A 16,009-nucleotide genomic window follows, 5' to 3' on the forward strand; every position below is an offset into this window, starting at 1 on the left:
ATTCAGGCATTGCCCAGGGTGGCCACCATGACCGCTTTTATGGTGTGCATGCGGTTTTCGGCCTCATCGAACACAATGGAATGCGCCGACTCGAAAACGTCATCCGTTACTTCCAACCCTTTCATTCCATAGGCGATTTCCAGCTCTTTTCCGAGGGTAGTTTCTTCGTTGTGAAACGCGGGCAGGCAGTGCATGAATTTCACATCAGGATTGCCGGTGGCTTTGATGACGGCGGCATTGACCTGATACGGCGTCATCAGGCTGATGCGTTCGGCCCAGGCAGATTTGGCTTCGCCCATCGAAACCCAAACATCGGTGTAGAGGAAATCCACCCCGTTCACGCCTTCATCGACGTGCTCGGTCAGCAAAATGCGGGCACCGGTGGTTCCGGCTATTTTCCGGCACTCACTGACCAGCGCAGCGTCTGGCCAGAAGGATTTCGGTGCGACCAGGCGGATGTCCATGCCCATTTTGGCGGCGCCGACCATCAGCGAATTGCCCATGTTGTTTCGTGCATCGCCCAGATAGGCAAAGCTTAATTCGCTGAGTTGTTTTCCCGGCGCGTGTTCGAGCATGGTCATCAGGTCGGCGAGAATCTGTGTGGGATGAAATTCATCCGTCAGCCCGTTCCAGACCGGGACGCCGGAAAACTCGGCCAGCTCCTCAACAATCCTTTGCGCAAAACCCCGGTATTCAATGCCGTCGTACATCCGGCCCAGCACGCGGGCGGTGTCTTTCATCGACTCTTTATGACCAATCTGGCTGCCGCTCGGGCCGAGATACGTCACTTTTGCTCCCTGATCGAAAGCCGCCACTTCAAACGCACAGCGGGTTCTCGTGGACGTTTTTTCGAAAATCAGCGCGATATTTTTGCCGAGTAAATACTGCTGCTCCCGGCCACTCTTTTTGTATGTTTTCAGGGTAAAGGCGAGATTAATCAATTGCTGGATTTCATCCGGCGTAAAATCCAGAAGTTTGAGAAAATGACGGTTTTTTAAGGTGTTACTCATAGTTTTATTCCTTTCATGACGTTATTACGACGCACGGATGGAGGTGCCTCTCAGGCCCGCGAGAATCGCTTCGCCGTCGGTCAGGGCACCGATCCCGGCTAACCCGTGGCAGGCATCGACAAACTGGCAGGCTGCGGCGATTTTTGGGCCCATAGAGCCCGCATCGAAAGTCATTCCGGCCAGGTCGCGTGTGGTGGTCTGTTGAAGCGGACGCTGCGTTGGTTTTCCCCAGTCGAGGTACACCGCATCAGCGTCGGTGAGGATCAGAAGCGCATCGGCGTGCAGTTGCCGGGCGAGCAGGGCGGCCGAGAGATCTTTGTCGATGACCGCTTCCGCGCCTTCCAGTCCTTTAGCGGTTTTGCAGACCGGAACACCGCCGCCGCCATTGCAAATAACCAGATGTCCGTCCTGAAGCAGCGCGTTGATCGCGTCGGTTTCGATAATGCTTAGCGGTTGCGGCGAGGCCACGACGCGGCGGAAATGCTGCCCGTCCGCTTTCATCGCCCAGCCCTTATCTGCGGCCAGCGCAGCAGACTGTTCGCGGGTGTAAACCGGCCCGATGTATTTGGTCGGATGATTGAAAGCCGGATCCAGCGGGCTGATTTCCACCTGTGTGAGCAGCGTGCAAACGCGGATTTCCGGCAGGCAATTTTTCAATTCCTGTTGCAGGAGATAGCCGATCATTCCCTGTGTCTGGGCGACCAAAATATCCAGCGGATAAGGCGAAACGGCGGTATAAGCACTGTTTTGCAACGCCAGTAATCCGACCTGCGGTCCGTTGCCGTGAACCAGCACAACACGCCATTGCTGACACAATGCGCTGAGTGTTTCTGCCGCCAGCTGAATATTTTTCCGCTGAATGCTGGCTTCCAAAGGTTCGCCGCGACGCAGCAATGCATTGCCGCCCAGTGCGACGACCAGTGTGGGTTTTGTCATGGTATTTTCCCTGGTGTGGTTTTTCAGATGTCGTCGCGTTCCAGCGGGCAACTCATGCAACGAGCGCCGCCACGGCCACGCCCGAGTTCATCTCCGGGAATAGGCAGCACGGTGATCCCGGCCTTATCGTATTTTTCGTTGGTCCACGTATTGCGCTCATAGCCAATCACGACGCCGGGACGTACGGTCAGCACGTTGTTGGCGTCATTCCATTGTTCGCGCTCGGCTTCAAAACTGTCGCCACCGGTGGTGATCAGTTTCACTTCATCCAGCCCCAGCGCTTTTTCGATGGCTTTCAGGAAATGCGGTTCTTCCTGACGACGAAGGCCCCCGCGGCCGTCATCGGTCAGAGTCCAGCACTGCGTGGTGTCACGTACGACTTCGGGATAAACCGAGAAAGTGTCGATATCGATGTGGGTCATGACGGTGTCGAGATGCATACAGGCGCGGTGTTTTGGTAATTCCAACGCGATAATTTTGGTCGCCTGCTGATGTTTAAACAGAGAACGGGCGAGGAACTCAACGCCCTGCGGTGTGGTTCTTTCTGACATCCCGATTAACACTGCGCCGCGACCAATGACCAGGACGTCGCCGCCTTCCAGCGTGGCATGGTCGTAATTGAAATCATCGTCACCGAAATAAGTAATGAATTCGTTATCGCTGAATAATGGATGCCAGCGATATATGGCACGCAGATTATTTGTTTCGCGCTTTCTTGCCGCTTTGGCCATCGGGTTCACGGAAACCCCGTTATATATCCAGCAGGAGGTATCGCGGGTAAATAAATGATTCGGCAGTGGCTTAATAATAAAATCATTCTCCATATGGGTATCAACGACCATATTGTGGATAGTCGAAGGGATCTCGTTATAAGTTAATCCGCCACTCATGAAACGCGCCGTTTGCCGGTGAGGAAGATCGGCCAGCCAGCCACGGATCTCTTCAGCAAATTGCGGCCCCAGACGGTAGTCGGAGATCTGCATATTCAGCAGCCAGTCTTTGGCCTCGCGATTATCCAGCGTTTCGGTCAGTAAATCAGTCAGAAGCAGAACTTCAACCCCTTGCTGGCGCAGTGTCTGGCTGAAAACATCATGTTCCTTACCGGCTCTTTCAACGGAAAGTACGTCATCAAATAACAGTTCCTGGCAATTCGAAGGGGTTAAGCGTTGCAAGCTTAAATTAGGCCGGTGCAGCATGACGCTGTGCAGTTGACCTATTTCAGAACCGACATAATGCCTTTTCATATTTATTCCTTTCTTATGAAAAAAGTAATCTGGTTAATATTTCAGGCAAAACGAAACCTTGATGAATAAATGGAGTTATTCAATCTTTTTTCATCTCGTCTGGAACGAAGTGAATAATATTCCGCTGAAGCATTTAAGATGTGATTCCGATCTCATCAGAATGAATGAATACAATGGAGTGATAATTAATTGATGATGCGCATTGTTTATTTTATTAATCAATTATCCGTTATGAATAAATAACGTGTGAAAGGAGTAATTATTTTACCTGTTAGAAAAATGACTGGTTGGGATATAATTTATGCAATCGTAATGCATTGAAATAAAGGGGTTTAAATTATCATACGCATAGGGATTAAATTTGTTTGAATAAAAATCCTAAAAATGGGAAATAATCAAAATAATTATTGTGATTTCAAGCGGTTTTTTATATTCGTCGTTTTGTGACCGGCAGAGGAGTTTTTGAAAATATCGTTTCAGACCAGTCACCTGGTCGCGGGTATTTGTGGCTGAAGATGCAATCTATGCACTACGGATGCATAACCATTCTTCTAAGGCTCGCATAAAACCGGGAAAATTAATTTTAGCGAAAAAGGGAAATCTTGATCTGAAAGGTAGCCACCCGTACATAAAGAGGATTATTATTTCTGAAACAACGTTTCACTAATGAATCACTCTCACGAGGTTATGATGATCACCGGAAACATCCATCAACTGCATTTAGTGCCTTATCTGCCCGCTGAACTGCGCGAAGCCATTGAGTATGTGAAGAAAAATATCACGGCGGAAACCCCCCTGGGTAAACACGATATCCACGGCAATGACGCGTTTGTTCTGATTTCAAATGATTCAACGGCGCCGCAGGCAGATCGCCGTGCGGAGTTTCATGCCCGTTATCTGGATATCCAGATTGTCCTGAACGGAACGGAGGGAATGACGTTCAGCAATCTTCCTGCGGGGTACATTGATACCGACTGGCTGGAAGATAAAGACATTGCGTTTCTGGCTGCCGGCGAGCAGGAAAAAACCATGATTATGCAGGCCGGTGATTTCGTGGTGTTTTATCCGGGCGAGGTGCATAAACCGCTGTGCGCCGTTGGCGAATCGGCTAACGTGCGCAAAGCGGTCGTCAAAATGGACGTCAATAAGCTGTCTGTTTAATACATTGTCAGTTTAACGCTTTGTTCGTTTGAACAACTTCATCCGCCAGCGACGCAGCCTGCCGAGACGTTCTGGCGCTTTGAGCTTGTGTTTGATCCACACTACCTGCCACGGCTGGAGCCTCATCTGGCCGTTAAACACTTCTCCGCCAATCAGATCTTTGCCTTCCACCGCCAGTTTCAGCATTTGTGAATGATCGCTGATGTTAAACACGCAGGTGATCCGATCTTCGCTCTTAGGATCATAACGTTCCATGGCGAATAACGATTTGCCCAAATCAAACACACGCTGGCCAGCCTGCGGCGAAAATGCCGGATGCGCGCGGCGGTGTTTAATCAGTTCCTCTAAGCCGTAAAACACGCGGGAGCGCAGGCTGTCTTTCTTCTCAAGTTCAGCTTCCAGCGTACCCAGCTCCAGCTTTTTACGGTTGATGCGGCGGTTAATCCCGGACTGATGCATACCGTCGAGATCGTTCTCGCTGCCGAGCAGGCTGTGGATGTAAATGGCCGGTACGCCGATAAACGACAGTAACAATGCCTGCGCCGCCAGGAACTTACGGGCTTTCAGGTCAACATCATCTCCCGGCTCGGTCAGCGCACTCAGGTAATTAATATTCAGCTCGTAAGGCGAATGGGTACCGTCGCCGTTGTCTTTATACGAGACCCGACCTTCTTTGCGCAGCGTTTCCTGCGCCATGTATTTACGTTCATCATCGCTGAGGAAGGTTTCCGTCGGGCGTAGCCCAATGCCGTCGTGACTCGCCAGAAAGTTGAAATACGTGGTGTCCGGGTAGCGCGCTTCCGCGTTCAGGCTTTGTGCCCATTGCGTCAGCGTCGTGGTGTCCTGACGTAAAAATGCATGAAGCGTCAGCGGCGGCAGCGGGAACTGATACACCATATGTGCTTCATCACCTTCACCGAAATAACTGATATTTTCGTGATGCGGCACGTTGGTTTCCGTAATGAGCCGCGTACCGGGGATCACTTCGTCGAGGATCGTGCGCCAGACTTTAATAATGTTGTGCGCCTGCGGCATATGAATGCAGCGTGTGCCCACTTCCTTCCAGATATACCCGATGGCGTCGAGGCGAATAGATTGCCCGCCGCTGGCCGCATACTGTAACAGTACGTCGATGCTCTCCAGCAGAACCTGCGGATTTTTGAAATTGATATCCACCTGATCTTCGCTGAACGTCGTCCACAGATACAGCTCGGTGCCGTTGGCTTTAATAAAAGGCGTCAGCAGCGGAGAGGCGCGCGGACGCACCACGCGGCTGTAATCCAGCTCGGGATTCGAGGCAATAAAGTAATCTTTGTAATACGGATCGTCGTGCAGATAGCCCTTCATCCATTCGCTGGAGCGTGAGATGTGGTTGATCACGCAGTCGAACATCAGATTGAAATGAGCCGAAAGGTGATGAATGTCGGACCAGCCGCCGAGATGTTCGTCGATCCGGCGATAATCAATAACGCTAAAACCGTCGTCCGAGCTGTAGGGATACATCGGCAGAATGTGGATGTCGCTGACGATCTCGCGCAGATAGGTATTGGCGAAATGGTTTAAGGTTGCCAGCGGCGGTTGGTCGCCATGACGAATGTTGTCGCCGTAGGTGATCAGATAAATATTGGTGCCATCGACCCAACTTGTCGTGCGATGTTTGCCGTAATTCCATTTTTCAGCGAGATGCAGGATTTTTTTCAGCAGGTCAGCAATGTGTTCTCTGGGGTAAATCCGGCTTAAAAGACTTTCCAGCCGCAGGACATACTCGAGATTAACTGAGCTCATAGCGGTTCCTTCTTACAGAATTCTTTTTGTATGAAAAATAACAGCGCTCTGAAAAGGTTAGTTGAAAATACGGGGCGCGGGCGGCGGAAGGGCGATATAGCAGAGGATTCTGGGGGAATAACGCGGCATCACTTTGCCTTGTCGCAAAATGATGCCGGATAAAATCAGGCGTTGCCGAGGGTGGCGACCATCACCGCTTTGATGGTGTGCAGACGGTTTTCAGCCTGATCGAAGACCACGCTGTGGCTTGATTCGAACACTTCGTCGGTAACTTCCATGCCGCCGTGCAGACCGTATTCTTCCGCCATTTGTTTGCCGAGTGTGGTCTGGTCATCGTGAAACGCAGGCAGACAATGCAGGAATTTCACCTTCGGATTGCCGGTCAGCGCCAGCATTGCGCTGTTAACCTGATACGGACGCAGCAGATTAATACGCTCTTTCCAGGCTTCTTTCGGTTCGCCCATCGATACCCAAACGTCCGTATACAGGAAATCGGCATCTTTCACGCCGGTCGCGATATCTTCTGTCAACGTTATGCTGCCGCCATTTTCTTTTGCCAGATGTTCGCAGGTGGCGACCAGTTCGGCTTCCGGCCAGCAGGCGGAAGGTGCAACCAGACGCAAATCCAGCCCGCACAACGCCGCCGCTTCCAGTAGCGAGTTCCCCATGTTATTACGGGTATCGCCCAGATAGGCCAGACGCATACCTTTCAGCGGCTTACCCGGCAGATGCTCCTGCATAGTGAGCAAATCCGCCAGCAACTGCGTTGGATGGAATTCGTTGGTCAGACCGTTCCAGACCGGGACACCGGCATATTGCGCCAGTATTTCCACTTTATCCTGACCGTAACCACGATACTGAATACCGTCATACATCCGGCCAAGCACGCGGGCGGTATCTTTCATCGATTCTTTATGACCTATCTGGCTGCCACTTGGGCCGAGGTAGGTGACTTTTGCCCCCTGATCGTAAGCGGCAACTTCGAAAGAGCATCGGGTACGGGTCGAGTCTTTTTCGAAGATGAGCGCGATGTTTTTGCCTTGCAGGCTGGCCTTCTCGGTGCCGTTTTTCTTAGCGGCTTTTAATTCTGCGGAGAGTTTCAGCAGGGACGAAATCTCTGACGGGGTAAAATCCAGTAACCTGAGAAAATGACGTTTACTCAACAAACTCATGATGTCGCTCCATAGCGCGTTAGCATTTCGGATTGAATTTAAATTCAATTTAACTGTATGAATATGCAATTACAACCCCGAAGCAAAAACTTTGTCGTTTATAGTGGAGGCGCGCCCTGTGGTGTGTGAAAATAGCGGTCAAACGTCACATTGATTGAGGACTGAGATATGGCAAACCGTGAATTGCTGGACGAACAACGTGAAGAGACTCGCTTAATCATCGAAGAGCTGCTGGACGATGGCAGCGATCCTGACGCGCTTTACACCATTGAACATCACTTATCTTCAGAGAAGTTCGAAGTTCTGGAGAAAGCAGCGGTTGAGGCTTTCAAGCTGGGTTACGAAGTTACCGACCCTGAAGAGTTAGAAGTTGAAGACGGTTCTGTGCTGATGTGTTGTGACGTAATCAGCGAAATCGCGCTGAAAGCGGAACTGATCGACGCTCAGGTTGAACAATTGATGAACCTGGCCGAAGCCAACGGCGTCAACTACGACGGCTGGGGCACTTACTTCGAAGGCGATGACGACGAAGAAGGTGAGGAAGGCGAAGACGAAGATTTCGTTGATGAAGATGATGACGGGAAACGTCATTAATTTTTATCGCGAGTAATATAAAAAAACCGGGCAATGCCCGGTTTTTTTATTTCCGCCAGTTCAGAAGAATTAAAGTACTTCCCCGTTGCTCTCAATCACTTTCTGATACCAGCCAAAACTCTCTTTTTTCGAACGTGCCATCGTGCCGGTGCCGTCGTCATTTTTATCGACGTGGATAAAGCCATAGCGTTTGCTGTACTGGCCGGTGGTGAATGACACGCAGTCAATACAGCCCCACGGCGTGTAGCCCATCAGATCCACACCATCTTCCAGCACGGCTTTCTTCATCTGTTCGATGTGCGCTTTCAAATAAGCGATGCGGTAATCGTCATGAATAACGCCGTCGTCACCCGCTTTATCGATAGCGCCAAAGCCATTTTCGACAATAAACAGCGGTTTCTGGTAACGCTCGTACAGAATGTTCAGGGTATAACGCAGGCCAACAGGATCAATCTGCCATCCCCAGTCGGATGCCTTCACGTGCGGATTCGGGACGCTGCCTGCAAAGCCGGATAACCCGTTATCATCACTTGGGTTGTGCGCTGAAATCGCGTTGCTCATGTAATAGCTCAGGCCGATGTAGTCCGCGCAGCCTTCTCTCAGTGCCTGCAAATCTCCGTCTTCCATTTTGATGTTGAAGCCGCGACGTTCCCATTCTTTCAGTGCATACGCAGGGTAATAACCGCGCATATGCACATCGCTGAACAGGAAGCGTTCATGCATCGCTTCGACCGAATACATCACGTCATCCGGGTGGCAGGAGAACGGGTACAGCGGCACCATGGCGATCATGCAGCCAATCTGGAAATCCGGGTTGATCTGATGGCCGAGTTTGACCACTTTGGCGCTGGCCACGAACTGGTGATGCAGCACCTGATACAGGGTTTCTTCGGGGTTTTCCTGTTCGGTGAATACCACACCGGAGCAGCAATAACCGAACAGCGGATATTTCCAGTTGCGCTGGTTATTGATCTCGTTGAAGGTCATCCAGTATTTCACTTTGCCTTTGTAACGCTCCATCACAACCTGGCTGAAACGCACAAAGAAATCCACCACCTGACGGTTTTTCCAGCCGCCGTATTCCTTCACCAGATGCCATGGCATTTCGAAGTGAGAAAGGGTGATCACCGGCTCAATATTATGTTTGAGCAGCTCATCAAACATGTCGTCGTAGAATTGCAGACCCGCTTCGTTTGGCTGTAATTCGTCACCGTTCGGGAAGATGCGCGTCCAGGCAATCGAAGTACGGAAACATTTGAAGCCCATTTCGGCAAACAGCGCGATGTCTTCTTTGTAGTGCGAATAAAAATCGACAGCTTCGTGGTTAGGGTAGCTGTAACCCTCCAGCACGCCGTCTGTCATCACGCGATCGACGCCGTGTGCGCCGCCGGAAAGCACGTCGCAAATGCTCACGCCTTTGCCGCCTTTGTTCCAGCCGCCTTCAACCTGATGTGCCGCAACTGCGCCGCCCCATAAGAAATCTTTCGGTAACTGTTGACTCATTTTCGTTCTCCCTTGAGGCGGGCTGTAGCAGCCCGCGTGGTAAATGTAATATCCGGTTTAATTCATTTCTGCCTGTGCGGCGCGCTGACTTTCAGCCTGGATCTTTTTCGTGGCCGCGACATCGGGCTCATCTTTGAAACCGACCAGCCAGGTAAACAGGGCGCCGAGCACAAAGGCGACGGTAATCGAGAGCAGGAAACCGAGGAACTGCGGCATGTGGCCTTCTTTGAAGAATACCGGCAATACCGCAATGCCCGGCAAACAGTAGCTCCATGACACGGCGTTGAAGGACCCGGCAATCGCACCGCCGATACCACCCGCCACGCAGCTGCAGAGGAAAGGTTTTTTCAGGCGCAGGGCCACACCGTAAATCGCAGGTTCGGTAATCCCAAACAGGCCGGTAACGCCCGCGGAGAGGGAAATCCCTTTCATTTCACGGCTGCGGGTTTTCAGATATACGCCAAACATACTGCCGGTCATTGCAAAGACGGCGGATGCCTGCAGGCCGGTAAAGGTGTCATAACCCAGCGTTGCGTAGTTGCCGACAGTAACTGGCGTAATGCCCCAGTGAACACCGAGTGTGACCAGCGGTTGCCAGAAAGCACCGACAACGAAACCGGCAATGGTCGGGCTGAGGTGATAGAGATAGTTGTAAACGCCGCCAATCGCGCCGCCGATCAGGTTGCCGATCGGGCCGAATACCAGAAGCGTCATCGGTACCATAATGGCGATACAAAACATCGGGGTGAACAGGTTGCGGATGACGACTGGCAACACTTTATTGAAGAAGCGTTCGACGTAAGACATCGCCCAAACCATCAAGATGATCGGAATAACTGACGCGGTATAGCTGAGATATTTCACCGGTATCCCGAGGAAATCGAGCGTTGGCGAAGCCAGCGGAATGCCGACAATGTTAGTCAGGATGCTGGCGATTTCCGGATTGTTCACGGCTTCACGCATCAGTTGCTGCATGGCCGGGTCGGCGGAGTTGATCGAGGTGATTTTGAACGCGGTCAGCATGTTCATATAATCAGGGCTGATCAGCGCACAGGCCGTAATGACGGCGGTAAACGGATGGACGTTGAATTTTTTTGCCGCCGTAAACGCGATCATGACCGGCAGGAAGGTAAACGCCGTCCAGGAAACGAAATTGAGAATACGGTAGGTGCCGCTGCCTGAGTCCATAATCCCGACGGCTGCGAGGAAGGAAATGATCCCTTGTAAAATACCGCAGGCGGCGAGCTGATAAAGGAATGGCGTGAAGATACTGGAAATGACATCCATCACGCGGCTGACGATGCCGACGTTCGGCGCAGAGACCGGCGCGTTTTCGTCGACGTGGATCAGTTTCAGAACCTGTTTATAAGCGTCGCTGACGTGGTTACCAATCACCACTTGCATCTGGCCGCCGGCCTCAATCACCGTGATCACGCCCTTGACGCGTTTTAATTCTTCTTTATCGACGGCTTTATTATCTTTCAGAACAAAACGTAAACGGGTGGCGCAATGTGTGATGCTAATCACATTATTATCGCCGCCAATATATTTAACAATTTCCTGAGCTGTCTGAGCGTAATCAATGGCCATTATTTATTATTCTCCTGCGGGTAAACAGAGGTGAGCTTTTTTGTTTTTTTACTCGTTGGCAGGAGTGTAGCAAAAGAAAGGGTATTGTCACGATATAACAAAAAACAACTCAGGTGATTTGTTACACCTTAAAAACACCCTGTTTTTTCATTGCGCTGAGTCACGTTTTATTAAAGGTAATTTCTTTCCAATCGTTTCGATAATATAAAGTACGGGGATCTGCGTTGTAATATTGTACTGGCCTTCTAATACAATTTGCGGCATGTGGTAGGAGATGTTGAGGTCTGCCATACGCGCCAGCGTTGAGTTTTCGCTGTTCGTCAGGCTGATGATCTGGCAGTTGTGCTGGCTGAACTGTGTAGCGAACCGTAATACTTCCTCCGTCTCCCCTGAGACAGAAAGAATAATAGCGATGGCATCTTTATACATATCGCTGTTAATCGGAAAATAAGGATCGTCAATAAAGGTACTGAATTTCCCGACGTTAGAGAAAAAACGTGCGCTGTATTTCCCTAATGAACCTGATGTTCCTACGCCGACAAATATAATTCGCTGCGCGTCGGAAATTCTTTTGGCCGCCTGATCTAATAATTCATCAAATTCGCTGTTATTAATACTTTTGAAATAGCTGATTATTTCACTGATGCCAAAGGAGACCGGCGGTTTTTCTTCATGTTCTAAAAACAATTTAAAACGGATACGAAACTCAGAATATCCTTCACAATCCATTTTTTTGCAAAAACGCAGAACCGTGGTGGTGGATACCCCGGCGGCATCTGCCAGCTCACGGATAGTCATGTACATCACTTTATCGCCATTTTTGACGATGTAGTTATAGACCGTCAGTTCCAGTTCGTTTAACGCTGAAATGGCTTTATGTGTGAACATGAGATGCCTGTTTTTTTATGGATTGCGAAAAGGATATCAGAGGTATTTTAACATCGTCACTTCACAATCGACATGCCCCGTATTGCCCAGTGAGCCATTAATATGTTGAAAACCCAGACGCTCATACAGCGCGATCGCCTGCGTCAGGCTGGCGGTTGTTTCCAGGTAGCAGCGCCCGAATCCGTTCTGGCGGGCATGTTCCATTGCCTGTAACGCCAGTCGTTTCGCCAGACCCTGGCCGCGCAGCGAAGGCAGGAAATACATTTTTTGCAGTTCGCACAAATCATCTTCGCCGCCAGAAAGCGGTGCAACACCGCCGCCGCCGGCGACTTTACCGTCGACTTCCACCACCCAGTAAGCGCAACGTGGCTGACTGTAGCTTTCATACAGATGATCCAAATTCGGGTCTGCTACGGTATAGCCTTTATCGGCAGTCAGGCCAAATTCAGCAGATACATGGCGGATCACGTGTGCGATAGCCGCGTTATCTTCAGGGCGAATCGGGCGCACCAGCACGCTGACAGGAAGGGAGGTCGTCATATTGCTCACTCAGTTTCAAATAATAAGATAAATAAACAGACCGTTTTAATACCATCTAAGGGCAGGTGGGTGCAACGTTACCGGCTGTTATCGCAGAATAAAAAAGGCCGCTTTCGCGGCCTTTGTCATCTCATGTATTTACCCGGATAACCGGCACCAAAATTACAGAGCAGCGATTGTTGCTTTCTGTTCTGCAATCTTAATTTTGGCTTCACCGCAGGCTGCCAGACGTTCGCGCTCTTTTGCGACTACGGCTTCCGGCGCACGCGCCACAAAACCTTCGTTCGACAGTTTGCCTTCGATAGACGCAATCTCGCCATCCAGCTTCGCCATCTCTTTGTCCAGACGCGCCAGCTCGGCATCTTTGTCGATCAGACCGGCCATTGGGATCAGCAACTCAGCGCCTTCAACCAGTTTGGTGACAGACACAGGGCCTTTGTCACCTGCAGGCAGAATGGTAATGGATTCCAGACGCGCCAGAGACTTAATGAAGCTCAGGTTCTGTTCAACACGACGCTGTGCATCGGCACTCGCACCGCGCAGCAGCAGTTCCAGCGGCTTGGCCGGAGACAGATTCATCTCGGCACGCACGTTACGGATAGCGATGATCGCCTGCTTGATCCACTCAAGATCGGCCAGCGCCAGTTCGTCTGCTTTCGCCGCGTCAAATTCCGGGAAAGGCTGCAGCATGATGGTTTCTGCTGTGATGCCTTTCAGCGTTTTCACGCGCTGCCAGATGGTTTCTGTGATGAAAGGAATGATCGGGTGCGCAAGACGCAGCAGACCTTCCAGCACTTCAACCAGCGTATGACGGGTGCCGCGTAGTTGTGCTTCGCTGCCACCGTTCATGACCGGTTTAGTCAGCTCCAGATACCAGTCGCAGAACTGGTTCCAGGTGAATTCATACAGAATGCTGGCAGCCAGATCAAAGCGGTAGTTATCCATCGCTTCACGGTAAGATTTCACGGTGCGGTTATATTCCGCGAGGATCCAGCGGTCAGCCAGTGACAGCTCAAGTTCGCCACCATTCAGGCCACAATCCTGATCTTCGGTGTTCATCAGTACGAAGCGGCTGGCGTTCCACAGTTTGTTACAGAAGTTGCGGTAGCCTTCAAGACGCTTCATGTCCCAGTTGATGTCACGGCCGGTAGACGCCAGCGCTGCCAGCGTGAAGCGCAGGGCATCGGTGCCGTGCGGTTCGATGCCGTTAGGGAATTGCTTCTCGGTGCGCTTGCGGATTTTTTCCGCCAGCTGCGGCTGCATCATGTTGCCGGTACGTTTTTCCAGCAGCTCTTCCAGCGAAATACCGTCAATCATATCCAGCGGATCGATAACGTTACCCTTGGACTTGGACATTTTCTGTCCTTCGTCGTCGCGGATAAGACCGGTCATGTAAACGGTGTTAAACGGAACCTGTGGCTTGCCATTCTCGTCTTTCACGAAATGCATGGTCATCATGATCATGCGCGCAATCCAGAAGAAGATGATGTCGAAGCCGCTCACAACCACGCTTGAAGGGTGGAAAGCTTTGAGATCAGGCGTCTGTTCTGGCCAGCCCAGTGTGGAGAACGTCCACAGGCCGGAAGAGAACCAGGTGTCGAGCACGTCTTCGTCCTGAGTCAGCACAACGTCTGCGCCCAGATTGTTTTCGCTGCGGACTTCCGCTTCGTCACGGCCAACGAATACGTTGCCTTCGGCGTCATACCACGCAGGAATACGGTGTCCCCACCACAGCTGACGGGAAATACACCAGTCCTGAATGTCACGCATCCAGCTGAAATACATATTTTCGTACTGTTTAGGTACGAACTGGATTTCACCTTGCTCAACGGCTTCCACCGCGACTTTCGCCAGCGGGGCAGTGCGGACGTACCACTGGTCAGTCAGCATGGGTTCGATAACCACGCCGCCACGGTCACCGTAAGGTACGGTCAGGTCGTGAGGTTTGATTTCTTCGAGCAGACCGGCTTCGTCAAATGCAGCGACGACCGCTTTACGCGCGGCAAAGCGCTCCAGGCCACGGAACTGTTCAGGAATATCGTTAGCACAGGCATCGCTTTCTTCGCCGTTAGTGTCGAACACTTCAGCAGTCTGGCGGATATCGCCATCGAAAGTCAGAATGTTGATCATCGGCAGACCGTGACGTTTGCCGACTTCATAGTCATTAAAGTCATGCGCAGGCGTGATCTTCACACAACCGGTGCCCTTTTCCATGTCGGCATGTTCGTCGCCCACGATGGGAATACGGCGGCCTACCAGCGGCAAAATGATTTCTTTGCCGATGAGATCTTTATAACGCGGATCTTCCGGGTTAACGGCCACGCCGGTATCACCGAGGACGGTTTCCGGACGGGTGGTCGCGACAACCAGATAATCTTTGCCTTCAGCGGTTTTCGCGCCGTCAGCCAGCGGATAGCGCAGGTGCCACATGGAACCTTTGGATTCGCGGTTTTCAACTTCGAGGTCGGAAATCGCGGTGCGCAGTTTTGGATCCCAGTTCACCAGGCGTTTGCCACGGTAAATCAGATCTTCTTTATACAGACGTACGAACACTTCGCGCACGGCGTTGGACAGACCTTCATCCATGGTGAAGCGCTCACGCTCCCAGTCCACGGAATCGCCGAGCCGGCGCATCTGACGGGTAATGGTGCCGCCAGATTCTGCTTTCCAGTCCCAGATTTTGTCGATAAACGCTTCACGGCCGTAGTCGTGACGGGTTTTGCCTTCTTCGGCTGCGATTTTACGCTCAACCACCATCTGCGTTGCGATGCCCGCATGGTCGGTGCCCGCCTGCCACAGAGTATTTTTACCCTGCATGCGCTGATAGCGGATCATGGCGTCCATGATGGTTTGCTGGAAAGCATGACCCATGTGCAAGCTGCCGGTAACGTTCGGCGGCGGGATCATGATGGCAAAGCTTTCTTTACTGGTATCACCATGTGGCTTGAAATAGCCCTGTTGTTCCCAGTGCTCGTAAAGCGGCTGCTCGATGTCTTGCGGGTTATATGTCTTATCCATTTCGCTTCGTATTTTCGTCGGTCGATGTGGTGACTGAGGGCGGCGTGGCCGTCGTCAAAGAGAAACCCACGCTGCGATAGGCTTTGTAGCGTTCGCGCGCAAGCTGTTTAAGGGAATCTTCGTAAGGAACGAAGTCTACCACTTCATGGAAAGCAGTAGCAAAATCTGCAAATTCAGGCAGGAGGCTTATCAGCAGGTCGCGTGGCGCATTGCCGCGCTTACCCGGCCAGCAAAGCTCCACCGGTGCACCAAATCTCGGGCCTTCACCCGCCAGATTGTGTGGCACAAAATGGTTTGGATCGCGCTTCCACAGCGCTTCATCCAGACGCTCGGCCTGTTTTTGATCCTCACAGGCCAGCAGAACACGTTTGCCCATCCGGTAACGTTCGGCGGCGACCTGACAGGCCAGCGCTTCGTGTGAGCTGAGCTCGCCACTTGCATCCGGCGCATCGAGAAGAAAGAAGGTTGCCTGTTTCATGATGAGTTCACTGTGCTGCTGAGAAAAAACAGGGGCGCAACTGGGTGCGCCCGCCTGTGAAGGGTCTGAGGATATTTCCAGACCCTGACT

At 51.5% G+C, this 16,009-nt stretch carries 13 protein-coding genes; 2 read left to right on the top strand and 11 right to left on the bottom strand.

Annotation, left to right across the window (positions count from 1 at the left end):
* Positions 1 to 2: 2 nt before the first annotated feature.
* The 3 genes from argF (M2403_RS19100) to arcA are packed head-to-tail and all read right to left on the bottom strand — an operon-like array spanning position 3 to position 3,190.
* Entirely contained in the window at positions 3 to 1,010 is a 1,008-nt protein-coding gene (argF, locus tag M2403_RS19100) for an ornithine carbamoyltransferase (RefSeq protein ID WP_259230514.1), read from the bottom strand.
* Between the two features lie 24 nt (positions 1,011 to 1,034).
* Positions 1,035 to 1,946, bottom strand: a complete 912-nt coding sequence (gene arcC, locus M2403_RS19105) for a carbamate kinase (RefSeq protein WP_259230515.1) — start codon at positions 1,944 to 1,946, stop codon at positions 1,035 to 1,037.
* Positions 1,947 to 1,969: 23 nt separating this feature from the next.
* Entirely contained in the window at positions 1,970 to 3,190 is a 1,221-nt protein-coding gene (gene arcA, locus M2403_RS19110) for an arginine deiminase (protein ID WP_259230516.1), read from the bottom strand.
* A gap of 690 nt (positions 3,191 to 3,880) precedes the next feature.
* Here arcA and M2403_RS19115 point away from each other — a divergent pair.
* Positions 3,881 to 4,351, top strand: a complete 471-nt coding sequence (locus M2403_RS19115; protein WP_165061614.1) for a YhcH/YjgK/YiaL family protein — start codon at positions 3,881 to 3,883, stop codon at positions 4,349 to 4,351.
* A gap of 12 nt (positions 4,352 to 4,363) precedes the next feature.
* Here M2403_RS19115 and M2403_RS19120 read toward each other — a convergent pair whose 3' ends face one another.
* Both M2403_RS19120 and argF (M2403_RS19125) read right to left on the bottom strand, forming a co-directional pair.
* Positions 4,364 to 6,136 (bottom strand): alpha-amylase family glycosyl hydrolase, encoded by a 1,773-nt coding sequence (locus M2403_RS19120; protein WP_152327288.1) that lies wholly within the window; start codon positions 6,134 to 6,136, stop codon positions 4,364 to 4,366.
* Between the two features lie 164 nt (positions 6,137 to 6,300).
* Positions 6,301 to 7,308, bottom strand: a complete 1,008-nt coding sequence (argF, locus tag M2403_RS19125; protein WP_152327287.1) for an ornithine carbamoyltransferase — start codon at positions 7,306 to 7,308, stop codon at positions 6,301 to 6,303.
* Positions 7,309 to 7,476: 168 nt separating this feature from the next.
* Between argF (M2403_RS19125) and rraB the strand changes: the two genes are divergently transcribed.
* Entirely contained in the window at positions 7,477 to 7,902 is a 426-nt protein-coding gene (gene rraB / locus M2403_RS19130) for a ribonuclease E inhibitor RraB (protein WP_104924309.1), read from the top strand.
* Between the two features lie 69 nt (positions 7,903 to 7,971).
* On the opposite strand, the gene M2403_RS19135 is transcribed toward rraB, so the two are convergent.
* The 6 genes from M2403_RS19135 to M2403_RS19160 all read right to left on the bottom strand — a co-directional run bounded on the left by M2403_RS19135 (position 7,972) and on the right by M2403_RS19160 (position 15,919).
* Positions 7,972 to 9,405, bottom strand: coding sequence for a 6-phospho-beta-glucosidase (locus tag M2403_RS19135; RefSeq protein WP_152327286.1), 1,434 nt, complete (start codon positions 9,403 to 9,405; stop codon positions 7,972 to 7,974).
* Positions 9,406 to 9,462: 57 nt separating this feature from the next.
* Positions 9,463 to 10,995 (bottom strand): PTS transporter subunit EIIC, encoded by a 1,533-nt coding sequence (locus tag M2403_RS19140; protein WP_165061395.1) that lies wholly within the window; start codon positions 10,993 to 10,995, stop codon positions 9,463 to 9,465.
* 147 nt (positions 10,996 to 11,142) lie between these two features.
* On the bottom strand, positions 11,143 to 11,883 hold the full coding sequence (locus tag M2403_RS19145) for a MurR/RpiR family transcriptional regulator (RefSeq protein WP_152327284.1): 741 nt from the start codon (positions 11,881 to 11,883) through the stop codon (positions 11,143 to 11,145).
* 36 nt (positions 11,884 to 11,919) lie between these two features.
* Positions 11,920 to 12,423: a GNAT family N-acetyltransferase gene (locus tag M2403_RS19150; RefSeq protein ID WP_259230519.1), complete on the bottom strand. Its 504-nt coding sequence runs from the start codon at positions 12,421 to 12,423 to the stop codon at positions 11,920 to 11,922.
* A gap of 162 nt (positions 12,424 to 12,585) precedes the next feature.
* A complete protein-coding gene (locus M2403_RS19155) occupies positions 12,586 to 15,441 on the bottom strand; it encodes a valine--tRNA ligase (RefSeq protein WP_259230521.1) in 2,856 nt (951 codons plus the stop codon).
* Entirely contained in the window at positions 15,434 to 15,919 is a 486-nt protein-coding gene (locus tag M2403_RS19160; RefSeq protein WP_101075028.1) for a DNA polymerase III subunit chi, read from the bottom strand. The genes M2403_RS19155 and M2403_RS19160 overlap by 8 nt, the downstream gene beginning before the upstream one ends.
* Positions 15,920 to 16,009 lie beyond the last annotated feature (90 nt).

The sequence above is a fragment of the Rahnella sp. BIGb0603 genome (genome assembly GCF_024808755.1).
In the GTDB taxonomy this organism is placed as follows: domain Bacteria; phylum Pseudomonadota; class Gammaproteobacteria; order Enterobacterales; family Enterobacteriaceae; genus Rahnella; species Rahnella contaminans.